At 43.0% G+C, this 23,629-nt stretch carries 26 protein-coding genes; 8 read left to right on the top strand and 18 right to left on the bottom strand.

Annotated elements, in window-relative coordinates; all coding sequences use genetic code 11:
- Nucleotides 1-35: 35 nt before the first annotated feature.
- Complete coding sequence (locus SOO65_RS09745) at nucleotides 36-890, top strand: trypsin-like serine peptidase (protein ID WP_321399827.1); 855 nt, start codon at nucleotides 36-38, stop codon at nucleotides 888-890.
- Here the strand turns inward: SOO65_RS09745 and gloA2 are convergent.
- Complete coding sequence (gloA2, locus tag SOO65_RS09740) at nucleotides 887-1,261, bottom strand: SMU1112c/YaeR family gloxylase I-like metalloprotein (RefSeq protein WP_321399824.1); 375 nt, start codon at nucleotides 1,259-1,261, stop codon at nucleotides 887-889. The two genes, SOO65_RS09745 and gloA2, sit on opposite strands and share 4 nt — an antisense overlap.
- A 60-nt stretch (nucleotides 1,262-1,321) precedes the next feature.
- On the opposite strand from gloA2, the gene SOO65_RS09735 reads away from it, so the two are divergent.
- Together SOO65_RS09735 and SOO65_RS09730 are read left to right on the top strand one after the other, a co-directional pair.
- On the top strand, nucleotides 1,322-2,068 hold the full coding sequence (locus SOO65_RS09735; RefSeq protein WP_321399822.1) for a hypothetical protein: 747 nt from the start codon (nucleotides 1,322-1,324) through the stop codon (nucleotides 2,066-2,068).
- A gap of 70 nt (nucleotides 2,069-2,138) precedes the next feature.
- Nucleotides 2,139-3,464, top strand: a complete 1,326-nt coding sequence (locus tag SOO65_RS09730) for a sensor histidine kinase (RefSeq protein ID WP_321399820.1) — start codon at nucleotides 2,139-2,141, stop codon at nucleotides 3,462-3,464.
- Nucleotides 3,465-3,495: 31 nt separating this feature from the next.
- On the opposite strand, the gene SOO65_RS09725 is transcribed toward SOO65_RS09730, so the two are convergent.
- Nucleotides 3,496-4,671, bottom strand: coding sequence for a hypothetical protein (locus SOO65_RS09725; RefSeq protein WP_321399818.1), 1,176 nt, complete (start codon nucleotides 4,669-4,671; stop codon nucleotides 3,496-3,498).
- Nucleotides 4,672-4,775: 104 nt separating this feature from the next.
- Between SOO65_RS09725 and SOO65_RS09720 the strand changes: the two genes are divergently transcribed.
- A complete protein-coding gene (locus SOO65_RS09720; RefSeq protein WP_321399816.1) occupies nucleotides 4,776-5,597 on the top strand; it encodes a GNAT family N-acetyltransferase in 822 nt (273 codons plus the stop codon).
- Here the strand turns inward: SOO65_RS09720 and SOO65_RS09715 are convergent.
- The 6 genes from SOO65_RS09715 to SOO65_RS09690 all read right to left on the bottom strand — a co-directional run bounded on the left by SOO65_RS09715 (nucleotide 5,586) and on the right by SOO65_RS09690 (nucleotide 11,079).
- Nucleotides 5,586-5,990: a VOC family protein gene (locus SOO65_RS09715; RefSeq protein ID WP_321399814.1), complete on the bottom strand. Its 405-nt coding sequence runs from the start codon at nucleotides 5,988-5,990 to the stop codon at nucleotides 5,586-5,588. The genes SOO65_RS09720 and SOO65_RS09715 overlap by 12 nt on opposite strands.
- Nucleotides 5,991-6,351: 361 nt before the next feature.
- Complete coding sequence (locus SOO65_RS09710; RefSeq protein ID WP_321399812.1) at nucleotides 6,352-7,455, bottom strand: glycerophosphodiester phosphodiesterase family protein; 1,104 nt, start codon at nucleotides 7,453-7,455, stop codon at nucleotides 6,352-6,354.
- Nucleotides 7,446-7,793: a DUF1304 domain-containing protein gene (locus SOO65_RS09705; RefSeq protein WP_321399810.1), complete on the bottom strand. Its 348-nt coding sequence runs from the start codon at nucleotides 7,791-7,793 to the stop codon at nucleotides 7,446-7,448. Before SOO65_RS09705 ends, SOO65_RS09710 begins: the two co-directional genes overlap by 10 nt.
- Nucleotides 7,790-9,376 (bottom strand): ABC-F family ATP-binding cassette domain-containing protein, encoded by a 1,587-nt coding sequence (locus SOO65_RS09700; protein ID WP_321399808.1) that lies wholly within the window; start codon nucleotides 9,374-9,376, stop codon nucleotides 7,790-7,792. Before SOO65_RS09700 ends, SOO65_RS09705 begins: the two co-directional genes overlap by 4 nt.
- 100 nt (nucleotides 9,377-9,476) lie before the next feature.
- A complete protein-coding gene (locus tag SOO65_RS09695; RefSeq protein WP_321399806.1) occupies nucleotides 9,477-10,169 on the bottom strand; it encodes a TauD/TfdA dioxygenase family protein in 693 nt (230 codons plus the stop codon).
- Nucleotides 10,150-11,079, bottom strand: a complete 930-nt coding sequence (locus SOO65_RS09690) for an L-tyrosine/L-tryptophan isonitrile synthase family protein (protein ID WP_321399804.1) — start codon at nucleotides 11,077-11,079, stop codon at nucleotides 10,150-10,152. The genes SOO65_RS09695 and SOO65_RS09690 overlap by 20 nt, the downstream gene beginning before the upstream one ends.
- A 96-nt stretch (nucleotides 11,080-11,175) precedes the next feature.
- On the opposite strand from SOO65_RS09690, the gene SOO65_RS09685 reads away from it, so the two are divergent.
- Both SOO65_RS09685 and SOO65_RS09680 read left to right on the top strand, forming a co-directional pair.
- Nucleotides 11,176-11,991 carry a LysR family transcriptional regulator gene (locus tag SOO65_RS09685; protein WP_321399802.1) on the top strand — a complete coding sequence of 272 codons (816 nt, stop codon included), beginning with the start codon at nucleotides 11,176-11,178 and terminating at the stop codon, nucleotides 11,989-11,991.
- A 46-nt stretch (nucleotides 11,992-12,037) separates the two neighbouring features.
- Nucleotides 12,038-12,610, top strand: coding sequence for a DUF924 family protein (locus tag SOO65_RS09680; RefSeq protein WP_321399800.1), 573 nt, complete (start codon nucleotides 12,038-12,040; stop codon nucleotides 12,608-12,610).
- On the opposite strand, the gene SOO65_RS09675 is transcribed toward SOO65_RS09680, so the two are convergent.
- The 3 genes from SOO65_RS09675 to SOO65_RS09665 all read right to left on the bottom strand — a co-directional run bounded on the left by SOO65_RS09675 (nucleotide 12,550) and on the right by SOO65_RS09665 (nucleotide 14,525).
- The gene (locus tag SOO65_RS09675) at nucleotides 12,550-13,173 is read right to left on the bottom strand and encodes a hypothetical protein (RefSeq protein WP_321399798.1); all 624 of its coding nucleotides are present in this window, start codon (nucleotides 13,171-13,173) and stop codon (nucleotides 12,550-12,552) included. The two genes, SOO65_RS09680 and SOO65_RS09675, sit on opposite strands and share 61 nt — an antisense overlap.
- 111 nt (nucleotides 13,174-13,284) lie before the next feature.
- Complete coding sequence (locus SOO65_RS09670) at nucleotides 13,285-14,001, bottom strand: Bax inhibitor-1/YccA family protein (RefSeq protein ID WP_321399796.1); 717 nt, start codon at nucleotides 13,999-14,001, stop codon at nucleotides 13,285-13,287.
- Nucleotides 14,002-14,093: 92 nt separating this feature from the next.
- On the bottom strand, nucleotides 14,094-14,525 hold the full coding sequence (locus tag SOO65_RS09665; protein ID WP_321399794.1) for a Spy/CpxP family protein refolding chaperone: 432 nt from the start codon (nucleotides 14,523-14,525) through the stop codon (nucleotides 14,094-14,096).
- A 127-nt stretch (nucleotides 14,526-14,652) separates the two neighbouring features.
- On the opposite strand from SOO65_RS09665, the gene SOO65_RS09660 reads away from it, so the two are divergent.
- Together SOO65_RS09660 and SOO65_RS09655 are read left to right on the top strand one after the other, a co-directional pair.
- Nucleotides 14,653-15,333 (top strand): response regulator transcription factor, encoded by a 681-nt coding sequence (locus SOO65_RS09660; protein ID WP_321399792.1) that lies wholly within the window; start codon nucleotides 14,653-14,655, stop codon nucleotides 15,331-15,333.
- Entirely contained in the window at nucleotides 15,330-16,550 is a 1,221-nt protein-coding gene (locus SOO65_RS09655; RefSeq protein ID WP_321399790.1) for a HAMP domain-containing sensor histidine kinase, read from the top strand. The genes SOO65_RS09660 and SOO65_RS09655 overlap by 4 nt, the downstream gene beginning before the upstream one ends.
- Here the strand turns inward: SOO65_RS09655 and SOO65_RS09650 are convergent.
- The 7 genes from SOO65_RS09650 to SOO65_RS09620 form a co-directional block, all read right to left on the bottom strand.
- Nucleotides 16,540-18,459, bottom strand: a complete 1,920-nt coding sequence (locus SOO65_RS09650) for an ABC-F family ATP-binding cassette domain-containing protein (protein ID WP_321399788.1) — start codon at nucleotides 18,457-18,459, stop codon at nucleotides 16,540-16,542. The genes SOO65_RS09655 and SOO65_RS09650 overlap by 11 nt on opposite strands.
- 51 nt (nucleotides 18,460-18,510) lie before the next feature.
- Nucleotides 18,511-18,855, bottom strand: a complete 345-nt coding sequence (locus SOO65_RS09645) for a helix-turn-helix domain-containing protein (RefSeq protein WP_321399786.1) — start codon at nucleotides 18,853-18,855, stop codon at nucleotides 18,511-18,513.
- Nucleotides 18,852-19,304, bottom strand: coding sequence for a type II toxin-antitoxin system RelE/ParE family toxin (locus SOO65_RS09640; protein WP_321399784.1), 453 nt, complete (start codon nucleotides 19,302-19,304; stop codon nucleotides 18,852-18,854). Before SOO65_RS09640 ends, SOO65_RS09645 begins: the two co-directional genes overlap by 4 nt.
- Before the next feature lie 145 nt (nucleotides 19,305-19,449).
- A complete protein-coding gene (locus tag SOO65_RS09635) occupies nucleotides 19,450-21,288 on the bottom strand; it encodes a YgiQ family radical SAM protein (protein ID WP_321399782.1) in 1,839 nt (612 codons plus the stop codon).
- 66 nt (nucleotides 21,289-21,354) lie between these two features.
- On the bottom strand, nucleotides 21,355-22,677 hold the full coding sequence (locus SOO65_RS09630; protein ID WP_321399780.1) for an HD domain-containing phosphohydrolase: 1,323 nt from the start codon (nucleotides 22,675-22,677) through the stop codon (nucleotides 21,355-21,357).
- A 105-nt stretch (nucleotides 22,678-22,782) separates the two neighbouring features.
- Complete coding sequence (locus SOO65_RS09625; RefSeq protein WP_321399778.1) at nucleotides 22,783-23,355, bottom strand: 1-acyl-sn-glycerol-3-phosphate acyltransferase; 573 nt, start codon at nucleotides 23,353-23,355, stop codon at nucleotides 22,783-22,785.
- Complete coding sequence (locus SOO65_RS09620; protein ID WP_321399776.1) at nucleotides 23,352-23,621, bottom strand: GIY-YIG nuclease family protein; 270 nt, start codon at nucleotides 23,619-23,621, stop codon at nucleotides 23,352-23,354. Before SOO65_RS09620 ends, SOO65_RS09625 begins: the two co-directional genes overlap by 4 nt.
- Nucleotides 23,622-23,629 lie beyond the last annotated feature (8 nt).

Below are 23,629 nucleotides of genomic sequence, written 5' to 3'. Positions count from 1 at the left end.
TATAAAAATCCTCCAAAAAATCTTAGGAGGAAATTTTGAAAACTCTTTTCGCTCTTGCATTCGCACTGGTTAGCACGGCCGCTTTCGCTTTCCCAGTTGCCCCACACAACGCTCTTGAGCGTTCAAATCTTAAATCAGTTCAATCTTTCGAAGCTCGTAACTATGACTTCGAAGGTATTGTGAAATTATCTAACTGTTCAGGCTCACTCGTTGCTTTCAACGGTATGCCTCTTACAGCTAAAGCAATCATGATGACTAACGGTCACTGTGTATCTGCTCCAGGCGGATTCCTTAAGCCAGGTGAAGTATGGGTAAACCGTTCAGCTCCTCGCTCACTTAAGCTTTATGATGTGAATTTCAAACTTCACAACATCCAAGCGACAAAGATTCTTTTCGCTACAATGACAAACACAGATGTTGCTTTCTATGAGCTAACTGAATCGTACAACGAGATCATCGCTCGTACGAAAGTTCGTCCTTTCCTACTTGATTCTGTTCGTCCACAAGCTGGTGTGAGCATTGATATCATTTCTGGTTACTGGGACCGTGGTTACAGCTGTGACATCGATGGTTTCGTTTACCAGATCAGAGAAGCTGATTGGACATTTACTGATTCAATCCGTTACACAGAAGGCTGTGACACTATCGGCGGTACTTCTGGTTCACCAATCATCGCTCGCGGTGAGAGACGTGTAATCGGTATCAATAACACTTCAAACGAAAGCGGTCGTCGTTGTACAATGAACAACCCATGTGAAGTTGATCAGGCCGGCCAGGTTGAAGTGAGAAAAGGTGTTCGTTACGGTCAACAGACTTACAACGTTTACACTTGTCTAACTCCAGACTTCAACTTCGACCTATCTCGTCGCGGTTGTACTCTGCCTCGTTAATTTTCGTAAATTTCTAAGGGTTGATTATCCGGATCGGCGAAGAAGAAAAACTTTTTCCCGGTCTGATGATCGACCCTTATTTCTTCCACCTGAATCTTCTTCCCTTTTAATTCCTGATGAAATGCTTCGATGTTTTCCACTGAGAAAGCAAGGTGTCTTAGTCCCATTGCCTCGGGATAAGAAGGTCTGGCAGGCGCACCCGGAAAGGTAAATATCTCAAGCTGAATCTCATCTCTCACCAAATCCACTTTCCAGGAATTCCGCTCTTCACGAAATTCTTTTCGTAGAACACTAAATCCCAACGCCTCCTGATAGAAGCTCAGGGACTTTTCAAGAGAACTCACGATCAAAGCAACATGATGAAGTTTCATAACTCAGAAGCTTAAGCTTTTTCCTTTAAAAAGCCAAAAGGACGGGATAAAGTTTGGGCCATGAAAGGAACATTTTTTAATAAGCCTCTAGAGTGGAACATTGAAACCGTTGGTGAATCCTGGCAGCAGGGCTCCAGCATAAATGGAACGCTTAAAGTTAAAAACCACGGCACAGAAACCATCAGTCTTGCTGACGCAGGAGTGGGTCTTGCCTATGCTGAAATAAAAAAAATCCATGCTCGTGCTGAAGGTGCGTTGAAGCTTGATGCCACAACGACATTTGAGCAAAAAGAACTTAAGGCCGGAGAAGAAGCAGAGCTTTCTTTCTCATTTAACGTGGGACCAAATTCTCCAGTGACAGATAAAAAGGCCAGCTACTACCTCGCCTATGGCCGTCAGTTTAACGAAAACCATTTACAATCTAAGATTGAGCCTAAGGCACTCTACACAAAAATCGTGGGTCTTTTGGATACGTTTCACCGCTTTAAGCAAAAAGAATTCAAGGCCTCTAAGAAAGGTGTCGAATTTAAACTTTTGCCACCAACATCACGTGACATGGCCAACATTGAATCACTGAATCTTACGTTCTCAATGGATGAAGATAAATTGGTGATGAAGTACGATTTCCAGGTGAAAAAGCTTGATACGTCTTCGGTTACGACTAAGATCAATAAAGAGAGCCATTCCATTGAAAAGCTCCTCGCCCCTAAAGAATACTCCCTTGGGAAGGACATGATTAACCAGGATACGCTCCTTAAATCAGTCGAAGCAGTTTTGTCGGAAGTTAAGCTTAAGAACGTATACTAAGGAAACTTCAGGATATAAAAACCTTTAGTCCAATTGTTAATACAGGCCTAAAAAACCCGATAAGCTCTTTATGCAATTAAAAAAGATACCGGCCCTTGGCTGGTACTTCACCATTTATAACTTTGTGTCTTATCACAGGGTGCGCCTGAACGACATCGATCGACGTCAGATTCACTCGCAAATTGTGACGGTTCTATGTACGGGTGTCTTGATGTGGTCGTACGCTATTCTAGCGAGCTTTACGATCTCTTCACCTGTTCCTGGTATCATCGGTCTTATCTGTTCGTTGGTGCATTTGTTTTCACCACTTTTATTCCGTGTGACTAACAACACTTACTTCATCTCTAACGTACTTTTAGGTGCGGGTATCATTCATCAATCTACCTTCACTTATTATACCGGCGGTTTCACGAGTAACATTTTAATCTGGTTCGGAGTTTTGCCACTCATTGGTGGCGTTATCTGCGCGCAGAAAGGTGCTATTACCTGGAGTGTGACTTCTTCGCTGGTGGCCTTCGGATTTTTTATCCTTCATCTTATTGGTTATGAATGCCCCAATCTCATCTCAGAGACGGGATTTGTCTGGTCTCACGCTCTTCTTGTTTTTGGTTGGGTGTTTATCAGTACAACTCTTGTGGTGGTTTACGCAGGACTACGACAACACACAGAAGAACTTCTTCAGAAACAAAGTCAAAAAATCGATGATCTCTTCCGCGTACTCTTTCACGATTTGGCCAACCCACTGGGAAGAATTGCCATCGGGCTCTCGCTCGCTAAAAAGCAAATCCCTGAAGGTGAAAATAGCCGAGGTCTTGAGATCGCGACCCAGGCCTCTGAGGCCATGCTCGAAATTACTCAGAACATTCGTAAGATGTATGCCGTCAGTAAGGGCAAGGCCAACGTGGATCTAACGATGGTTTCACTCAATAGTGCCGTGGAGTATGTCACGCGAGTTTTTAGCAATGAGCTTGAACGAAAACATCTGGCGATTGAGTACCATTGGGACAAGAACGCGGGTCTTAATGTCTTAGTAGAGCCCATCAGCTTCAATAATCAAGTACTGGGTAATATTATTTCCAACGCCATCAAGTTCTCTCCTATCGGAAGCAAAATCGTCATTAACGCCTATCCTGTTAACCAAGGCAGCTATGCCATTGAGATCAAGGATTCAGGGATTGGAATTCCCACACAATTGATTAAAGGACTTTTCGATATCAATAAAAAGACGTCCCGACCTGGAACCATGGGCGAAATCGGAACTGGTTTCGGTATGCATATCATGAAGTCATTTGTTGAAATGTATGGCGGTCAGGTGGTGGTTGAATCAATTGAGGCCCAAGGGGACGCCCCTTCGGGAACCACGGTCAAACTAATTCTTAAAGGTGAGTGGACATAATAAAATAAGGCCCCGTTTAGGGGCCTTTTTTTTATTTTGAATGAACAACTGGTTTATAGATGATCGATAGACCTGCAAGTGGATACTTGCCGTTAATGAACTTAGGAACTTTTGCTTTTGCCCAAATCATGTCCGGACGAGTTTCAGAGATCCACTCTCCACCAATGACCTGGCCCGCATTATCAAGCTCGATAACATACTCGTAGTTTCTCACTGAATAAGTCTGTGCCAAAGTTCCAGTTACTGGTTCTTTTGATACGAAACCAAGGTAACCTTCGTCAGCGTATTTTTGTTTCCAGAAAACCAGCTCTTCAGCGTAGGTCATATCAGTCTTAATTTGAATCTTCTTATCAATTCCTGCTTTGATGTCTTTCTCAGTTAGAGGAAGCTCACCTACGATTTTTGAATCGTATGAATAAACAGGCTGGTTCCATACATCATTGTAACGATCAACTTCAGCGATGAAGCCTTGAGAGTTAATACCAATCATGTTGGCGATAACAACGTGGAAAGCACCAGCGTTTACATCTGCACATTCTGGTCTGTTAGCGTCTTTCGGTGCTGGTGGATTAGGGAATTTATCATCAGGAAATGATTCACCAGTCACTTTACCGTTAACTTTACAACGAGCTCCTACACGAGCGTACATACCGTTTGCGTTGTAGGCTTCATGCATAGAAAGAAGGCCCTTAACATCAGAAGCTCCAAACGGAACTTTGATACCATCTTTATTTGTCACAACAGTTTTATCTGGTTCAGAGTAATGAGAAGCGGCCAAGGCCCATCCATCACAGATTCCTTCCCACCAAAGATCATCTGGCTTGTAGCTCTTAAGAGTCTTCTTCGTAAGAGTATAGCCATAGTCCCCCATTGCAATGTCATAGAGCTCAGAAGGAGAAAGTTGAGAAAGTTCTTTCTCAGACATTTTCAAAAGCTCTTCTTTTGTATGAAGAGTGTATTTGAAAGGCTGAGGGTTTGGGTGATTCCAACGGTACGCAATTCCACCAAAACGTGAAGGCCAGAAAGTTTCCGACCACGCCATACTGTCATCAAGAAGACGAGCAGACAGCGGAAGATCATGGAAAGTCATATTGATTTTTGTCGCAGCAACAGCATCAAACAATTTAGGGTTGTTGTTTCTGTCCCACTTCGCAGCGTGTGCAGAACCGATCAAGGCCACGGTGGCCAGTACTAAAAGCTTATTCATGTTTACGTCCTTTTGAAGGAATAGATGCCGCGTCTTATAGGACATTGATCACGCTTCCTCAAGTTTTGAGGTATTTTTTACACTTAAAAGTGATAAGATAAGCCATGGAAATTAAAAGCCTGGAACACACTTCCATCGACACCATTTTTGAGGCCTTTTGTGAGGCCTTCAAAAACTATGTTATCCCCTTGGATTTCAATCGGGACCTACATTTGAAGCGCTGGAAAACGGCCGGAGTGGACTTTTCTCTATCTTACGGGGTCTTTGATCAAAATAAGCTCGTGGCCTTCGTCCTGCATGTTCCAATGAAGGATGTGATCTTTAATTTTGGAACTGGAGTAATTCCCAGTCATAGAGGTCAGCACCTCATTGAAAAAATATACGAAAAAGCGCTTCCTGAGCTGAAACTATTTAAGACCGTGAGCTTAGAAGTTATTAAAGGTAATGATCGCGCGATTGCCCTTTATGAAAGGATGGGATTTAAAACCACAAGAGAACTTCTTTCCTTCCAGGGTGAACTTAACATTTGTTGTGGCCCTTCAAACGAATTTCACTATGCCGTGAAACCACTCGCCTACTCACAAGAGATGAAGAACATCCGTCTCTTCGAACCTGCCTCTGAGGCCAGTTCAGAAGTTCTGATGAAGGCAAAAGAAAATCACGAGACCCATGAGCTTCGTTATCAAAATACTCTCGTTGCCTATGCGGTCTATACTCCCTACAACGGTGCCCTTCGTGAAATGGGCGCCCTTGATCCGGTTGATCGTCACTTAGATCAACTACTCCTTCACATGAAGTTAGGTGATCAACGAATCCGAGTTATGAACATTGATGATCGCTCAAAACCCATGATTCATTTCTGGATGAATAAGGGGCTTGATAATTTTGTGTCTCAGTTTGAGATGGAAAAGAAATTAGATGTGTGAACTCAGAATTGTAGGAAGGGTGCTATTTGGGTCGTGAAAAACGGCCTCAATATTGTTCCCATCCGGATCTAAAACATAAGCAGAATAATAATTGGTATGAAAGTTTCTCGCTCCTGGAGCGCCATTACACATTCCCCCGTTTTGAAGGGCCGTATCATAGAACATCTTCACTGCCGCCGGATGTGGGGCCTGGAAAGCAAGGTGAACAGTATTTGAAGGTGAATCAGATTCAATCACAAAGAACTCATCAACGCTGAAACTCTTTCCATTTTCAAAGCTAATAGACAGACCCAGGCTTTCAATCACAGGACGATAGAATTTCTTACTGACATCAATATCTTTAACTTTAAGTTCAACATGATCAAATAAACGCCCACGACGAATAGTGTTCATACTGCCGGCCCTTTACGATCTGTTTTAAAGGGGACCTGTGAACAATAAGAAAAGAAGAGGCCAATACAGATTGAAACCGGAACAGTGATTGAGTCTCTACAAGCATTAAATTGAACGAGAGTGATGCCGACAAAAGAAGTGAAAAAGAAAAATGGTCCAAGGTAATCGAGCCAACTATCTTCAAGACTTTTCTCTTCTGATAATGAACGAACAATCGAGAGTACACTCCCGATAAATCCGATCACAAAAAAGAAAAAATAAATCTTGCTAAGCATTTTTACTTGGCCCCTAAAAAAGTGGCCGGAGAATAGTCACATTCTCTTTTCAAGGCAAGTTATTCAAGCTTTAGCGAATCTAATTTTTAGTGAGAGATTTTTTTACAAGTTCCGCGATAACGTTCGTAACCAGTTTTGCATGCCCATGTCTTTCCATCCTCTAATAAAACTGAATGAGGAGGAAGCTTGATCCTCACACATTTGGAGCGTTTCTGAACAAATCCATCTTTGCATTTCCAACCAGGATTTAATTCCGAAGGGACTGAGTGTGTGGGCATTTTCACACATCTTCCTTCAAAGAGATGAGACTTTGGTCCGCATTTCTTAACTGCGACTGAAGAAATTAAATTTGGATAATCCGTGATGATCCCATCAACATTCATGGCCATTAATTTTTCCATCTCAGGTACAGTGTTCACGGTCCATGGAATAACCTTAATATTCAATGCATGAAAGGCCATCACATGTTCTTTCTTAAGGAGTGTAAAGTCTGGAGAGAAAATCTGTGGATTAAAGCCCAGTTTTTTTAAATTTTCTTGAGGGTTCACTTCAGTTTCAATCAAGGCTGAAAGCTGAATCTCTGGATATTTCTCATGGAGGTACCGCAACACTCTCCAATCAAAACTTTGAAGCACGAACTTTTCGTTCTTAAGTTGGGCCTGTATGGTCTTCACCACTAAGTCTGTGAAGGTTTTATAGTCCGGCTGAAAACCATCTCTCTCATCCGGGGCCGTGGACTTGATTTCGATGTTGTATTGGACCTTTTCGCGGTTCAGCTTTTTAAGCATTTGTTCAGATTCTGATAAGAGCTTTTCTAAAAGAGGTTTTCCTTCTCTGATCTTCTTCTGTTGAGGGAAACGCGGATGAGGGATACTTCCGCAATCAAAACGCTGAATCTCTTCATAGGTAAGCTTATAAAGATTGTAATCACGACCTTTAACTCGCTTCCCTTCCGGATTCTGACAAAACTCTTCGCTCATCCAAGGCTCGTGGCTCACCACGACCTTCATGTCCTTTGAAACCACTACATCCAATTCCAAAGTTGTGACTGGATACTTCAAGGCCTCTTCCATAGCACCAATGGTGTTTTCCGGATATAAGCCTCTTGCTCCTCGGTGACCTTGCCAATCAAAAGCAAAAGCTGAATTGATAAATATCAATGCGACCAACGAGAAAGGGATTATAGACATACAACCGCCATAAGTGCTGCTAATGCAGGGAAAGCTTGAATGTAGAGGATTTTTTTATTGGCCGTGAAGGCGCCGACAATGCCGGCGACAATCACACATGCGAGAAAAAAGATTTTTACATCATGGAGACCCGAAACCACTCCCCAGATAAGACCTGCGGCCAGAAAGCCATTATAGATCCCTTGATTCTGGGCCATGACTTTAGTCGCCTCCGCGGATTCTTTGGTCAGACCAAATGCCTTGCGTCCTAGTGGCCTTGTCCAAAAATACATTTCCAGTATCATGAACCAAACGTGAAGTAGGGCCACTAGAAGAACAAGAGCATTTGAAATCATCATTCTAATCCTAGGAAATGGTCGTATGTACACTCCTCATCTCTGACTCCCTTGCCTTCAATCGAGATCACTCGGTTAGCAATTGTCTGGATGAATTCGTGGTCATGAGAAGTAAACAACAGAGTTCCCTTAAAATCAATGAGCCCTTCGTTAACCGCCGTAATGGTCTCGAGGTCAAGGTGGTTGGTTGGATTGTCCATAACCAATACGTTTGAGCCTGAAAGCATCATTTTAGAAAGCATACAGCGGACTTTCTCGCCCCCTGAAAGCACGTTACATTTCTTAAGCGCCTCTTCTCCAGAGAAGAGCATACGGCCCAGAAAGCCACGTAGGAACGTTTCTGTTTGGTCCTTAGAGTACTGGCGAAGCCAGTTGATAAGATCCAAAGAGGAGTCTTTAAAGAATTCTGAGTTATCGTTAGGCAGATAAGCACGAGTTGTTGTGATACCCCATTCAACCTTACCAGCATCCGGAGTGAGTTCTCCCATAAGGACCTTGAAAAGAGCAGAAGTCACTACTTCTGACTTCGCAAGGAAGACAACCTTCTGACCTTTCTTGATTGTGAAAGAAACATTGTTAATGATCTTTTCACCTTCAAGGCTCACTGTCAGACCTTCAACACGAAGAAGTTGGTCGCCGGCCTCACGATCAGCACGGAAGCCCACGTAAGGGTATTTACGAGATGAAGGTTGAATGTCTTCAAGAGTTAGTTTGTCGAGCATCTTCTTACGAGAAGTCGCCTGACTTGATTTAGAAGCGTTGGCAGAGAATCGCTGAATGAACTCTTTAAGTTCTTTCATTTTCTCTTCTACTTTTTTGTTCTGATCCGACATCATTCGCTGAGCAAGCTGAGATGACTTGTACCAGAAGTCATAGTTACCAACGTAAAGTTTAATCTTTGAGAAATCGATATCACAGATGTGAGTACAAACTTTATTCAGGAAGTGACGGTCATGGGAAACAACCAGAACTGTTGTATCTTGTTGATCCATAATGAAGTTCTCAAGCCACTGAATCGCCTTAAGATCAAGATCGTTGGTAGGCTCATCCAGAAGAAGAATTTCAGGTTTACCGAAAAGTGCCTGGGCAAGGAGAACTTTAACTTTCTCGCCACCGGTAAGCTCTTTCATTTTTTTCGAGTGAAGATCTTCTTTAATTCCCAGACCCGCTAGAAGTGAAGCAGCGTTTGCTTCCGCTTCCCAACCATTCATTTCCGCGAATAGACCTTCTAATTCGGCCGTGCGCTCTCCATCAGCATCAGAGAAATCTTCTTTTGCGTATAGAGCGTCTTTCTCTTTCATGATCTCAACGAGCTTGGCATGACCCAGAATTACTGTGCGAAGAACTTCTTCTTCTTCATAAGCAAAGTGGTTCTGCTTCAAAACTGCCAGACGCTCACCGGGAGAGATTTCAATTTTTCCTGAAGTCGGCGAAATTTCTCCGCTCAGGATTTTTAGAAAGGTCGATTTTCCGGCGCCATTGGCACCAATAATTCCGTAACAGTTTCCTGGTGTGAATTTAAGATTAACGTCATCAAAGAGAGTTCTTCCACCAAACTGGAGGCGGACATCGTGGGCGGCCAACATAAACAAAGGTCCTTAAGGTTTAAAATGAATGGCCAAAATAGCACAATTTAGGGCCAATTTCACTCTCAAATTAGACCTTTGGGCCGACAATGACGCTCCCCTAAAGAATCTGAATTCGCTTAAATGAGCGCTTTAAGTTTCCACCGAGGGCCCTACGGCCATGGAGGAAGGTAAAATTATCGCAAACCAAGAGGTCTCCCTTCTCCCATGCATGCTCATACATGAACGCCGGATCATAGAGTTTATTTCGAAGTTCTTGATAAAAGGCATCAGCGTTTTCAATTCCAATGATGTTCAAGGTCACGGGATTCAGATGCGTTTCAACTTCTTCGGCCAGACGAAGAATAATCGACCCAGTTCTGGGATGCTTCTGAACCAGTGGGACCTTAATTTCGCCACCGTAATGGGCCTTTTTTTCAGTTCGGTACGTGAGAGTGACTTTCTCACATTTGACCTTCTCTTCTTCGGTGAGTGAACTCCATAGAAGTTCGGTGTTCACAAATAAAGTTTCCCCACCATTTCCTACACTCTCTTCACAGAAAAAAAGAAGTTTACTAGGTTCACGATAAAAGGCCCCGTCCCAATGGAAAGGCACCACTTCATCTGAGAAGAGATAGTTCTGCGCATTTCGATCAAACCTCATTTCCATCATTGGACCAAAATCCCAATGAAGAAGTTTATCCTGAATCTCGCCTGATTTATCAGAGAGAGTCTGAGCATAAGTCAAAAGTTCTTCTTTAGAAAACTTCTGGTCTTTGAGAATCATGATTCCATTAAGCTTCGAAGAAGACATACTTTCCTCCGAATACTTTTTTCTCTGCACCCAATCTCTCTGCTTCCGCTAAATGCATCAGCTCATATTTATCTTTCACTTTTACGGTCACGTTATGCCAGGGAGTCGCCCACTTGCTTGAAGATGAAACCAGCTTCACACCAAACTTCTCATGAGTATGAGGGTATGGGTGAATTGAAAGTCTGAGTGCACCTTTGAAGTAATGATTAAGAAGTGCTGACCAGGCGTCTGAGCGTCTCATTAATTCGTATGTGGCGCTCTTTGTTTCTTTGTTAATCTGGTTTTTACTTTTTACAGTTGGAATCCCCATGCGATCTTCCACCATGAACTTATGCATCCCATTGAAAAGTCCCTGGTAGTGCCGGTCTTCAATCACCTGATGACGAACTTCTTCTATCGATTTAGCAAATTGCCAAAGCAGACGATTACGAAGTTCAGGTCCCGAAAGATTAGGGTATAAATCTTCGAGTGAAAAAGTTGAAAGATGAGTGAGATTAAACTCATTGATAATGCTTTGAATTCCTTCCGAGTAAGCGTCGATTGTTTTATCCGAAACATTCACCACATCACTAAATACTCGTCCATCAGAACAGATCACCACCTGAGCACCTGGTTTGTAGTTAGCGGTGATTTTTGCACACATTTCATTTAGAGCTTGAAGGGCGATGACTTCACCGAAATCAGGAAGTGCTCCGGACGTCTTAACTGGGCTTGGACTCTTAGCGGGAAAGGCCGGTAAAAGAAATTTCAGTGAGCGTCCCGTGGCCATCTGAGAGGCCATGTTTTGCATGAGAGGAACCTCAAGGAACTGATCGAAAGTTAACTCATTGGAAGAAAGCTTTGAAACCGCTTCCATCGCCTCTACAATAGACTGAGTTAAGTTTGTGTTCTTGATTTCTTGGGCAATCATAATTTCCTCCGGTTCTTTCTTATTTAGACTTGATATCCCGATGGAATAGATTTAAAAATTAAATGAGACAAATATCTAACATAGGTAATTATCTATATGAGCTTGACCTTTAAAGACCTGGAAAACTTCATCACCGTAGCAAAATCACGGACTTTATCCGAAGCTTCAGAGAAGCTCGATATGGCCCAGCCTTCTTTGTCCTTGGGAATTAAGAAGATGGAAAAAGAACTCGGACTTCCGTTATTTACACGTGGTCGCTCAGGGATCAAACTCACTCCACAAGGAAAAATGATTCTTCCAAAAGCGGAAGAGGCCTTGAGACTCATGTTTCAGATCAAAGGGGCGCCGACAAATCTGTCGTTTAAGATTGGCTGTCACCCTTCGGTAGGAATGTTTGTATTAGGAGAATTCCTTCGCTCTATGCATAGACTTGCTCCAAAGCTCAATCTTGAAATCGTGAACGGCCCTTCTCACGAGATCAACAAAAAGGTCGCTCAAGGTGAAGTTGATTTTGGTATCGTGATGAATCCTCTGCCTGTCCCGGGACTTGTCACTCGCTTCATTGGTGAAGACATGGTTCACGTTTGGGAATCAAAAGATCGTTATCAAGATAGCCTCATTTTGAACCCGGAGATGATTCAATCCAACAGTATTTTGTCTCGTTGGAAAGACGCTCCAGGAACTCGGGTCGAAGTTCCTAACCTCGAACTCATCTCTCATTTGGTTGATTCAGGTGCGGGTTATGGGATCATCCCTTCACAAGTGGTGAAAGCACAGAGACTCAATCTTAAAAAAGTTCCCAATACTCCCACTTATAAGGACCGCTTAGCGGTGGTTTGTTTTCCTGAGATTATTAAGTCAATGGAAGGGAAACTCATTTTTGAAGAACTAAAAAAGTCATTTAAAGCTTAACTGTCTGCTTATTTACAGACTCATGGAACGGAGTTTTCATGAGTCTATGAACTGGCAAGATCTCCATCGTTTCTGGTTTGGGGACATAAGTCTTACACCAGAGTATTACGAGCGACAGATAGGCCGATGGTTTATGCAGACATATCCTAAGTTTGATTGGGTCTGTGAGCATCAATTTGCCCCTTGGCTACATGAATTGAAGTCCATGCCGGAGAATCTCTTCCCTCGCGATTATCTCGCTCTCATCTTGCTTTTTGATCAAATACCCCGCAATACCTTTCGAAATGATAAACGTGCTGTGAGGTATGATCAGCTGGCCCAGAAGCTGACCCTAAAAGCACTGGGAACGGAACTTGAAACAAGCCTCACTTTGCCGGAGAGGATGTTTCTGTATCTGCCATTAGAGCATTCAGAGAATTTAAAACTTCAGGAATTAAGTGTGGAGAAGTTTTTTGAACTACACAAAGAGGCACCTAAGGACCTTCAAAGCTGGACATGGGATTGTCTTGATTATGCTCTAGAGCATCAGAAAATGATTAAACAATTTGGAAGATTTACTTACAGGGACTCTTGGGCAGACACTTCTTCCTCAGGAGCTGGAGTGCTGCTCTCCATATAAGAGTCATATTGCTCTTTAACCACTTCATAATGAGATCCGAAAATCTCTTTGATTTTCTCTTCGTGTTTCTGCTCAATACCAGAAATCATTTGCTCAATTTCCTGAATGGCATCAGGAGAAGTTTTTTGCTGCTTTTCATTCAACAGATTTTCAATTTCACCCAGGAAAGTTTCACGCTCACTCACATAGGCCTTATGCATGTTTTCGCTTTCTTGAGGCTCCAGGCGATAAAGAATATCTTTGAGTTCGTTGTTCCAGGCGGCCTCCGTTTCACTCCAAGTGATCTCTTCTACTTGTTCTAAGGCATCCTCTTCGGCCAGACTTACATCTAAAGCGGGAGAGCGTTCTGTTTCTACGATTGCCTGGCTTTCTGTTTCTGCGGCAACCGGTTCGGCCACAATTTGCTTTTTAGGTTCCGCAGTTAAAACTCTTTTGGCGGTACCACTCATGATCACGTCAATTGAATCGACTTTTGTCAGACGAGGTTTAAAGACTGTCTTTTCCTTCGGCCAGAAGTAGTAAAAGGAAGAGAAAGTTAGAACAGCTAGAATTAGAATTCTCATAACTAAAAGTATAAACACTCTTAGTTTTGAAACAATGGCAGGCCATTTCCTGCCGGTTGTACTCCATTAGAGTAAACCGGTCAGAAAAGGTAAATATGCTAAGTTCGGGAATTATCTTCTACGGTCCCCGCTCATTCGAAGAATGAAGAGGAAGAGGTTGATGAAATCGAGATACAATTTAAGGGCGCCAAGGACAGCACCTTTCTGAAATTGTTCAGAATCTCTCGCGGATGGGGCCATGTTCTTGATTGCTTGAGTATCATAGGCCGTTAATCCAGCAAAAACGATGATCCCTACTAGACCATAAATTTTACTGGCGGTCGTACCCATCATTGATGGAAAGAAAATGCTCAGGAGACCAAATCCAACAAGACCAAAAAGACCCATGGTGCAGAATGAACCAACAGGACCCAGATCACGTTTAGTCACAAAACCAAAAGCACTCAAACCAGCAAAGGCCACTGTCGTGGTGAAAAAAGCGCTTTGAATGCTCTCACTCGTATAGATCAAGGAGAAAATCGATAGAGTGGCACCATTGATGGCAGCATATAGAAGAAACATGGCAGTAGCAGTAAGAGAATTCATCTTATTGATACCGGCCGATAAAAAAATCACGAGAGCAAACTCTGCAATGATCAGACCGTAAAATAAAATCTTATTGGTCAGAATCATCGTTAGAATCTCTTCACTAGTACTCACACCGTAGGCAACAAAGCCCGTAAGTAAAATACCCATTGTCATCCATAAGTAGACCTTAGACATGTACTGACTAACGGCCAACTGACGGGTTGGGCTTGAATAAACATCACGACTGAATGTTGGTTCCATTTGAGACCTCGCTTTTCCTAAATTTTAATGAAGGAAAAGTACTTAAGCACGAAAAAAAGGCAGAGGAACCCCCTCGTCCCTCTGCCAAAGAGTTAATGGAAACGTTTTCCAAATTTTTCCATCAACTCCACAGCTTCTTTCTTTTGTTCTGGCCTAAGTGACGCATGGAAAACTTGCAGTTTTTCAAAAACCGGATCAAAGCTCTCTCTCATCGCGGCCTGACGATTATCCATAAGTTTTCGGGCCGCATCTTTATCAAGTTTCTCTGATAAGACCATGGCCTTGAGTTCAACTCTTTGTGATTTGCTTTGTTCACGATGTGCCGTACGTTGCTCTTGAACGGTTTGCACGAGATCACGCAGTTTATTTTCCTGATCTTTATCCAGATCCAACTTGTCCGTGATCTTTTCTGTTATCCAGTTCATCTTACCATCCGGTCCTTTACCACCGGGCTTACAACCTGCTGCCACTCCCATGACCAACAAAGTTGCCGTAATAATCGAAAATATTTGGTACTTCTTCATGTTGATACCCTCCGTTGATGAAAGCTTAAAGGAGGGCCCACTTCAAATCTTTTCACGAAGGTATAAAATTGTAACAATTTGTAACACCCTCCCGAAGTCGGTGAAATTCTTGATACAATGACCCAGCATGAAAGCACTATTAATCGATGACGACCAAAAACTATCTGAACTTCTGAAGCAATACTTCCATCAGTATGGCATCGATGTCGTGGCGGCCTTTCATCCTAAGAAAGGCATGGAACTCATGCGCACTGAGAACCCAGACATCATCATTTTAGATGTGATGTTACCGGACATGGACGGCTTCTCTGTTTGCAAAGAAATTAGAAAAGAAAGCGATATACCAATTATTATGCTCACGGCCCGTGGAGACACTACAGATAAAATCGTAGGTCTCGAAATCGGAGCTGACGACTATTTAGCAAAACCATTTGAACCTAGAGAGCTGGTGGCTAGAATTCAGACCATCGTTCGTCGAAGTCAGACTCGAACTCCTAAAAAATCACTTGTGATCGGAGAGCTCGAGATTAAATTGAATGAAAGAGACGCGCTCCTTAATGGTGAGTCCCTGCAACTTACCTCAAATGAATTTGAACTACTCTCTTACTTTGCCGGTCATCCTGGCAAAAAGATTGATAGAGATGAAATCATGAATCACCTTCGTGGTATCGATGCTAATTTTTATAGTCGCTCAGTTGATATTCTGGTGAGCCGACTCCGTCAAAAACTGGGAGACGATTCAAAGTCTCCCCGTTTTATTAAAACCATCTGGGGAGAGGGTTATGTCTTCCTGGGAGAAGCTCCATGAAGTTCGTTAAGAACTCTTTGTACCTAAAGCTGCTTGCGATCTATTCAGTGACTTTCCTTCTCTTGTTTGGATTGGTATTAGTCGCGATTAAGTCATCCCGTCTCATGAGTATTGAGAACTCGATTCGCTTTAATATCCAAAACTATGCCCAATACCTCGCCCATGATATTGGCGCTCCCCCGGATCTGGAACGCGCCAAAGAAATTCAAAATAAGACCAAGCTCGATGTAGTGATTCTGGGTAAAGATGTGGCCTGGTCCAATAATCCTCATTTCCTAAAATACTGTGAGAAAAGCAAAGAGAAGAGACACTTCCGACGCCAGGTTCGAGTTGAGAACCGTGGTTACACTTATATTTTTGGCGGTAGAAACTTAAAGCAGCCAGAGTTTGCCTGGGAAATCTTCCTGCCATTCATTGCCATCTTCTCCATCATTCTTTTTGCTTCTTACCGATTAGTAAAACATGTGATGAAGCCCATTATTGATATGAAGGCGACTGCCTCAGCATTCGGTGAAGGTAAATGGGACGCACGTGTTCCTTTGAAGTCTCAGGATGAATTCGCTGATCTCGGAAGCACCATGAACAGCATGGCCGAAAAAATTGAGACTCATTTTAAAAACATGAAGGATCTCCTCCTGGCCATTAGTCATGAGCTTCGCTCCCCGCTTACCCGTATGCGTGTGACGACGGAATTTATTGCTGATGAAAACGTGAAGAAATCTCTGAATGAAGAGATCAATCATCTTGACCGTATTACCGGCATGCTGCTTGAGCGTGAACGATTAAGTGCAAGACCTGATATCTTGGAAAAGAAAATGACCAATGTTTCGGACATTATTCAAAACGTGGTGAAGAAGTATCCTGAGACCAAAGTGGTGATGCCAATTCATGAATCCATTCCAGTGGATCAAAACCGCTTTGAACTGGCCCTGGGAACACTTCTTGATAATGCTTATAAGCATGGTAAGCCACCAGTTGAAATCTCTCTGGGGGCCGATCAAAATCTTATCTGGATTGAAGTAAAAGATTACGGACAGGGTCTACCAATTGAACATATTGCCAAACTGGGTGAACCATTTTTTCCATCATCAAAGAGTGCTGAAGGTTTTGGTCTGGGGCTTAGTCTTGCCTACTCGATCTTTAAAGCGCACGGCTTCGCCCTAACCGCAAAGAAAGATGATGGCTGTGTCTTTAGAATTGAGATCCCTAGAGCTTAGCTTCCAGATCGGCCCATTCGTTAAAGAGCTCTTCCATCTTGGCCTCTGATTTCGCAAGCTGGGCCTGCATCTCATCGGCCTTCTTTTTATCGAACTTTGTGTAATCAAAGTTCTCTAATTCAGATTTCTGAGTGCCGATCTTTGCCTCAAGCTTTTCAATTTCTTTTCCAAGCTGATCGTAACGATTGCGCTCTTTATTGGTCATCTTTGAAGAAGTTACTTCCACTTTTGGAGCAGGCCTAGCTTCGGCCGGAACTTTCTTCTTGAGTTCCTCTTCCAGGTGAATCGCTTCTAGGAACAGTTCCGCTTGAGAGAAACCGGCCTCGAAATTTTCGATCTTACCATCATGAAGGACCCAACACTTATCAGTGGTGTTATTAATGAATGAGCGATCGTGACCTACGATAATCAGAGCACCTTCGTAGTTACGAAGTTCTTCTTCCAAAATCCCGATGGTCTCAAGGTCAAGGTCGTTGGTCGGCTCATCGAAAATCCAGATATCGCGAGAGTGCTTCATGAACTGAGCAAGCTGCAGACGGTTTTTCTCACCACCCGAGAAAGTATGAATCGGACGCTTAATTTCATCCGAGCTGAATAAAAAGTTTTCCAGGTAACTTGCTACGTGACGTTTTTCACCCGTGTTTGAGATCACGTAATCGATGCCTTCACCGATCATCTTCCAAGGCGTCTCATCATCTTTCAGGGCCTCACGCTTTTGTGAGAAGTAACCAACATCAAGATTATGAGCGCGGGTCACTGTGCCCGAAGTTTGTTCAAGCTCTCCTAGAAGGATTTTCAGAAGCGATGACTTACCTACACCGTTTCGTCCAAGAAGGGCGATCTTATCGCCTTTGGCGATTGAGAAGTTAAGATTATCAAAGAGTGTGCGTTCACCGAACTTCAATGTCAGATCTTCCGCCGACATAAGAATCTTCGTTTTTCTACCAGAAGACTGAAGGTTCAAGCTGACTGATTTGTGGGCCTGAGACTTAAGGTCCTGGATGGTTTTATTAAGTGTTCCATAGTCTTCAATACGCTTCTTAGATTTCGTACGACGAGCTTGCACCCCTCGCCGGATCCAGGCGGTTTCTCTTCTCTGAGCGTTGGTTAACTTATCAAGCTCTTTCTCACGGCGCTTTTGATCATCTACAAGGAACTGAAGGTAGGCCTCATAGGTTCCAGAGAATGATCTGAGCTTTCCTTGTTGGATATGGATGATTCGGTCTACTACGTTGTTTAAGAGTGATCTATCGTGGGAGATGATCATGAATGTTTTCTTAGAACCTTGAAGCTCATCTTCAAAGTCCTGAATCGTTTCAAGGTCCAAGTGGTTGGTAGGCTCATCCCAAAGAATCAGTTCTTGAGGAGCTGATAGACCAAGAGAAAGAGCGACCTTTCTTTGCTCACCACCCGAAAGTGAACTCATCATACGATCGATATTTTCTACACCGAAAAACTTTAAGTAACTCACGTACTGAGCGTGAAGTTTGTCTTCGCCAAGTTTTGTTAGTTCTTCGTAGATATGTGACTGCTCGTTGATGAGTTTATCGAAGTTACCTTCGCCCATTCCAAGCTGTTCATTGATTTTATCCAGACGTCTTTTGAGTTTTCCCATTTCCGGGTGAAACTCAAAAAAGTAGTTCTCAATGTTCCAATCAGAAAGATTAGGAAGTTCCTGAGGTACATAGAAGTAAGTAAAGTCCTTGCTCTTATCGTAAATAAAAGGAGGTGTTGTAGTGTCTGGAGTCACCAGACCAGCGATGACTTTGAAAAGTGATGACTTCCCGTGACCATTTAGACCCAAGACCCCGATTTTATCACCCTGATTCAGGGTAAAGGTCACATCTTTGAAGATGATTTTATGGGGATAGTGAAGACTAAGGTTTTGAAGGGTAAGTAGTGTCGTCATGCGTGAAGCTTATCGCATGACGACATATTTGTAATTAAATATTAAGAATTTCTAGCAGTAAATTGTAATCGCCTTAGTACTGTCTTCGTCATTTGGAATTAAGTTTATTTCAACCTTCATTCCTAAACCTTTTGCATACTTTTCTAAAGTAGAGATCTTAACATCTTGGCGACTTTCGATTTTCGATACCTCAGGTTGGGTTAAACCTTTGAGACCGGATTGAGTTAAGCCGATCTTTTCTCTTGCCATCTTTAGCTTTAAGTTGATGGCCTCTTCGCGGCCCGCAGTTACGGCCTTTGTATATGCTCTACTTCCCATGACTTTCTTTGCATGTGCAAAGAAATCTGGTTCATAAGTTGTTCCTACCTTGGTTTTTGCTTTTGCTTTCGTTTTCATTTTTTCTTCCCCTTTGCTGCTTTCTTGGAAGATATTTTCTTTTTTTCAGCTTCTTTTTTTAATTTTTTTTCCTCTTCTTCAATCAGCTTTTTTCGTTTTTCTAAATATTGCAGATAAATCTTCTCGCTTTGATCAATCATCGTATTATAGAAAGTTTTATCTCCACTACCTGCCTTGTCACCACCAATTAATAAAACGGCATTTCGATCCGGGTCAAAAACAAAAAAAATCCTGATGACTTGATTTCCTTGATGACCACTTTTAAATCTTAGCTCCTTCAAATTTACTATCGAGCTACCTTTAATCGTATCAACATTCGGTCTACCAAGAGCAGGACCCATTTGTTTAATCAGCTCGACATTTTTAAGAATGTCCGCTCTTAAAACCGCATCTGCACCATCGAACCATTTCTGAAACTCTTCAGATTGTTTTACATTCCACGACACCATTATACCCCCAACAGCATATGCACTCAAGGGCATATTCCCTTAACGGAATATGCCTCAAAATCTTGATTTCACACAACCTATTGATTTTATATGGAGAGATGTAAGGATCAACTCAAGAATAATTAAGATCTGAGGCCCGTACTAATTAACCAAACAGATCTTTCATCGTATCGAACATCTTCGCCTTCGAAAGATAGTTCTTAATGAAATTCTTGTTCTCCGGCTTGTACCAGAAGAAGAACGTACGCTGCTTAGTCTTATCATCCAGACTAATGGCAGTCTTCACCGGCTTAAGCGTGTAAGGATGGTAACCTGAATAATAGATTTCAGTTGCAACCGTCATCGGAGTTGGCGTGAAGTCCTGCACCTGCTCAAGCTTATAGCCCAGGGCCTTGGTCTTAGCAGCAAGCTTCGCCATATCTTCCGGAGTACAGCCCGGGTGAGATGAAATGAAGTAAGGGATAATTTCTTGTTTAATGCCTTTCTTACGAGACACTTCTTCAAAGCGCTGCTTGAACTTGTGGAAGAATTCAAAGCTGGGCTTTCTCATAAGCTTTAAAACTTCATCCTCAGTGTGCTCAGGAGCGACCTTCAAGCGACCAGACACATGGTGAGTAATTAACTGCTCAACATATCTCTCATCTTCTTTCGGGTGAGTTGAACGGGGATCAAACATTAAGTCATAACGTAGACCAGAACTCACAAAAGCTTTCTTCACACCTTTGTGGGCCGAAATCTCTTTATAAAGCTCCGTCATCTTTTGTGGATTCGTATCGAGGTTCTTACAAATCTGCGGGAAGATACAAGAAGGTGCCGCACACTTATCACAAGTGTCCTGATCAATCCCCTTCATGCCGTACATATTGGCCGAAGGACCACCGATATCAGAGATGTAGCCCTTAAAGTCAGGCATTTTCACTACGTGATCAAGTTCCTTCATGATCGATTTCTTAGAACGATTGGCGATCATCTTCCCTTGGTGGGCAGAGATGGTACAGAAACTGCACCCTCCGAAACATCCGCGGTGAGTGTTGATTGAGAACTTAATCATCTCAAACGCTGCGATCTGGCCACGGTCCTTATATTTTGGATGCGGCAGGCGTGTATACGGAAGATCAAATGAAGCATCGATCTCTTTTTCAGTCATGGTCTGATAAGGAGGGTTAATCACCAAAAATTTATCATCCACTCTTTGAATCAAACGTTTTGCGAATTGCTTATTACTCTCCACTTCCACATGCATGAAGTTTTTTGAATAAGCTTTCTTATCCGCCAGGCACTCTTCGTGAGATGTTAACTCAAAAGTGTCCCACTGCTTGTTCTTCGGAAGTTCCGCATCAGCACTCTGTAAGAAGGCAGTTTGAGGAATTGTAGTAAGTGAAGAGAATGGAGTTCCACGAAGAAGGTATTTCACCACATCACGAATCGGCTGCTCACCCATACCGTAAATCAGAAGATCCGCTCCTGAGGTCGTAAGGATGTTTGGCATCAAACGATCTTCCCAGAAATCATAATGAGTCACGCGTCTGAGAGATGCTTCGATACCACCGATAATCACCGGCGTATCAGGATATAAACTTTTTAAAATCTGAGTATATGTCGTAGTCGCATAATCCGGACGGAAATCCGGTGAACCACCTGGAGTGTAAGCATCGTTAGAACGAAGACGCTTACCGGCCGTGTACTTATTCACCATGGAGTCCATGTTTCCAGAAGTCACGCCGAAGAAATATTTTGGCTTACCAAATTTTTTAAAATCACGAAGATCATCACGCCAGTTTGGTTGAGCAATGATCGCCACTTTTAATCCTAGAGATTCAAAAATACGTCCCATCACCGCCGCACCAAAGGCAGGGTGGTCCACGTAAGCGTCACCAGTGATAAGCACTACATCGAGCTCATCCCAGCCACGTTTTTTAGCTTCTTTTACGGTCGTAGGTAACCAGGCCGTAATCGGCAATTCATTCGGATCAATTTTTTCCATGGGGGGCAATTTACAGGAGGGGCCCCATGATGACAAACAACTTGAAGAGTTTACAGACCAAGAAAATCAGGCGCTTTCCTTGAGATTTTGCCCCATTGTCCGCTCTACGAGCTCTAAAAGTTCCTGGAATCCACCACTGTGGTGTTTACGGACATAATCCCTCAGAACTTCCAAGGCATTATTCCTTTCATCAGTCAGAATGGCATAGGCCAGATCCTGTGAAATCATGAGGATTTTAGACAGGGGAAGAAGCTCACTGGACTTTTGGGCCGGAAAACCAATTCCGCTGAAACTTCCGTGGTGCTGCCTGATCACGAGGCCCACCTCTTTGGGGGTGTCCTTGTAAGTACTCACCAGTTCTGAAGCTCGGAGGGCATGAAAATTGATTTTATTGTGTTCCTCGAGACCCAGTTTTTCGGTGGCCTCAGGACGGCGGTAATGAATGTGAGTTGGATTTGAAAGAGTCATATCACAAAAATAAGAAGCAAAAACGAGCTTCTTCATCTGATCTTGCTTGTTGAAGAAGTTCATATCTTCAATTAACTGAGCACCGATAAAACTCGTGAGTTCAATCAAGCGGTACTGAAACTCCAAAGAAGATTGTTCTTTGAGGCTTCTCACGTATGCGCCAAATTTATTTTTTTCGGGATAAATGTCCTGCGTGATTCTCTCGATGGCCGCCTCACAAACCGTGATGACCTTAGAGGCAATGCCTAAGTTCTGGATGATTTCACGAGTGGTGATAAAGACATCGTTCCCGGCCGTGATTCTGGTATCTATAGAATCATAATCTTTATCAAGCTTATTGATCATGTTGTTAATCAACATGACAGAAAAATCCCGGTTATGTTCTTTTTCACAAAACAGATCCGTGATCCCACGCTTCTTAAAATCATGAATGAGTGACTCTTGAATTTCTTCGTAAGCAGGAATTCGTTTTATATACTTATCATCAGAAAGTTTTACAAAAAGATCGAAAGGCAAACGCTCAAAATGTGTGAAGGCCATGAGAGGAATGGCGGTCCAACCACTCACCTTTTTTTCAATGGGAGCAAATGATTTTTTCACGGCCTCAAAGAGCTCTGAGATAAAAATGCGCTGAAAGAACTTCACCCCTTTAAGGTCACTTGAATGTTCGCCCAGGATAAAAATGTGTTTGATGTTTGAGTGGTAAGTTGAGACGAGTTCGCGAAGATCAAAGAGAGTTTTTTTGTTTTCCGGCTCGTTGATCACGAGCACATCAACAGTCTGCAGGAGATCGAGCATGCCCCGAAGATCTTCCACTTCGGTATGAACCATGGGACGAAGCCCTGTCAGCTCTTTACATTCGACCTCTAAGAGGGCGTGAAACTCGGGACATTCAGTGAAGGCCAATATTTGCGTATTCATGATGATCCTCAAACTTTTGATAAATATCAATTCGGAGGATCAACACCTAAAGTTTAGCTTAAGATTGAGTTAAAACATCTTGAATTTATTAGGCCCGCTTTTACTTCACTGATAGCGCGAATCAAGTTTGAAATTCGCCGGAACCTTGCCCGTGATGTTGCGGTAGAAGTCCATGATTTGCTTCATGTCCTTCTCAAAATCCGTGGGATAAATCACCGGTCCGGTCCCCGCAATCTTCTTCGGAAAGTCGGCGTAACCTAGAACGATCGGCACCTTGGCCTTCTGAGCGATATAGTAGAACCCTGTTTTCCAGGCGTCGGTGGCCTTACGAGTCCCCTCGGGGGCAATCATCAGCACCAATTCCTTATAGTCTTTAAAAAGCTGGGCCATGACATCTGTGTTACTAGCATGCCCGGCCTCTGCGAGCTTCTTACGGTCAAGTCCAATGGCACCTGCGGGCTTCATGATAAGACTCATGGGAAACTTCACCCAATCGTCTTTAATAATGAATCTCGTGTTGCGATTCATGAGAGTTGCTACCGCCATGGCCGGAACAAAGTCATGATTAGAAGTATGAGGGGCACCTAGAAAAATAAAAGAGCGAAGATCTTTGGGAAGATCACTCTTAAAGGTCCAACCTGACGCCTTGAAAAGAAACGTACAAATAGAACGCATCATAGTTTCACCTTCCTGGTGGTCACGAGATTTATTTTTTCTGCTCGACTGAGTTTTTTAACGGCCGCTTCAAACTTTGAAGCGAGAGATCTGTTGGCAAATTTCTTGGTAAAAACCATATCAACCGGAGCACCCGTCCGGAAGAACTTCGCCCCTTTCTTTGACGAGGTATGTTCTTTGAGCCTGCGCTCTAAATCCGTGGTGATGCCAGTGTAATAATGACCTTTCTCATTCTGGATAATGTAAACAAACCAAGAAGACGCTTTCATGCTATAAT

Origin of the sequence: Peredibacter starrii, assembly GCF_034259205.1 — a bacterium.
Taxonomy (GTDB): domain Bacteria; phylum Bdellovibrionota; class Bacteriovoracia; order Bacteriovoracales; family Bacteriovoracaceae; genus Peredibacter; species Peredibacter starrii.
The sequence above is the reverse complement of the archived record's forward strand: the minus strand, read 5'-3'. Positions and strand labels throughout refer to the sequence as shown.

Excerpts from the sequence above, each read along its gene's own strand:
- SOO65_RS09650 (WP_321399788.1), bottom strand. The coding sequence starts at position 18,459 with ATGACGACACTACTTACCCTTCAAAACCTTAGTCTTCACTATCCCCAT.
- SOO65_RS09670 (WP_321399796.1), bottom strand. The coding sequence starts at position 14,001 with ATGGAACCAACATTCAGTCGTGATGTTTATTCAAGCCCAACCCGTCAG.
- SOO65_RS09705 (WP_321399810.1), bottom strand. The coding sequence starts at position 7,793 with ATGATGATTTCAAATGCTCTTGTTCTTCTAGTGGCCCTACTTCACGTT.
- SOO65_RS09700 (WP_321399808.1), bottom strand. The coding sequence starts at position 9,376 with ATGTTGGCCGCCCACGATGTCCGCCTCCAGTTTGGTGGAAGAACTCTC.
- SOO65_RS09655 (WP_321399790.1), top strand. The coding sequence starts at position 15,330 with ATGAAGTTCGTTAAGAACTCTTTGTACCTAAAGCTGCTTGCGATCTAT.
- SOO65_RS09685 (WP_321399802.1), top strand. The coding sequence starts at position 11,176 with ATGAGCTTGACCTTTAAAGACCTGGAAAACTTCATCACCGTAGCAAAA.
- SOO65_RS09695 (WP_321399806.1), bottom strand. The coding sequence starts at position 10,169 with ATGTCTTCTTCGAAGCTTAATGGAATCATGATTCTCAAAGACCAGAAG.
- SOO65_RS09620 (WP_321399776.1), bottom strand. The coding sequence starts at position 23,621 with ATGAAAGCGTCTTCTTGGTTTGTTTACATTATCCAGAATGAGAAAGGT.
- SOO65_RS09640 (WP_321399784.1), bottom strand. The coding sequence starts at position 19,304 with ATGGTGTCGTGGAATGTAAAACAATCTGAAGAGTTTCAGAAATGGTTC.
- SOO65_RS09715 (WP_321399814.1), bottom strand. The coding sequence starts at position 5,990 with ATGAACACTATTCGTCGTGGGCGTTTATTTGATCATGTTGAACTTAAA.
- gloA2 (WP_321399824.1), bottom strand. The coding sequence starts at position 1,261 with ATGAAACTTCATCATGTTGCTTTGATCGTGAGTTCTCTTGAAAAGTCC.
- SOO65_RS09645 (WP_321399786.1), bottom strand. The coding sequence starts at position 18,855 with ATGAAAACGAAAGCAAAAGCAAAAACCAAGGTAGGAACAACTTATGAA.
- SOO65_RS09665 (WP_321399794.1), bottom strand. The coding sequence starts at position 14,525 with ATGAAGAAGTACCAAATATTTTCGATTATTACGGCAACTTTGTTGGTC.
- SOO65_RS09625 (WP_321399778.1), bottom strand. The coding sequence starts at position 23,355 with ATGATGCGTTCTATTTGTACGTTTCTTTTCAAGGCGTCAGGTTGGACC.
- SOO65_RS09710 (WP_321399812.1), bottom strand. The coding sequence starts at position 7,455 with ATGTCTATAATCCCTTTCTCGTTGGTCGCATTGATATTTATCAATTCA.
- SOO65_RS09630 (WP_321399780.1), bottom strand. The coding sequence starts at position 22,677 with ATGAATACGCAAATATTGGCCTTCACTGAATGTCCCGAGTTTCACGCC.
- SOO65_RS09680 (WP_321399800.1), top strand. The coding sequence starts at position 12,038 with ATGAACTGGCAAGATCTCCATCGTTTCTGGTTTGGGGACATAAGTCTT.
- SOO65_RS09675 (WP_321399798.1), bottom strand. The coding sequence starts at position 13,173 with ATGAGAATTCTAATTCTAGCTGTTCTAACTTTCTCTTCCTTTTACTAC.
- SOO65_RS09725 (WP_321399818.1), bottom strand. The coding sequence starts at position 4,671 with ATGAATAAGCTTTTAGTACTGGCCACCGTGGCCTTGATCGGTTCTGCA.
- SOO65_RS09720 (WP_321399816.1), top strand. The coding sequence starts at position 4,776 with ATGGAAATTAAAAGCCTGGAACACACTTCCATCGACACCATTTTTGAG.
- SOO65_RS09660 (WP_321399792.1), top strand. The coding sequence starts at position 14,653 with ATGAAAGCACTATTAATCGATGACGACCAAAAACTATCTGAACTTCTG.
- SOO65_RS09730 (WP_321399820.1), top strand. The coding sequence starts at position 2,139 with ATGCAATTAAAAAAGATACCGGCCCTTGGCTGGTACTTCACCATTTAT.
- SOO65_RS09690 (WP_321399804.1), bottom strand. The coding sequence starts at position 11,079 with ATGATTGCCCAAGAAATCAAGAACACAAACTTAACTCAGTCTATTGTA.
- SOO65_RS09735 (WP_321399822.1), top strand. The coding sequence starts at position 1,322 with ATGAAAGGAACATTTTTTAATAAGCCTCTAGAGTGGAACATTGAAACC.
- SOO65_RS09635 (WP_321399782.1), bottom strand. The coding sequence starts at position 21,288 with ATGGAAAAAATTGATCCGAATGAATTGCCGATTACGGCCTGGTTACCT.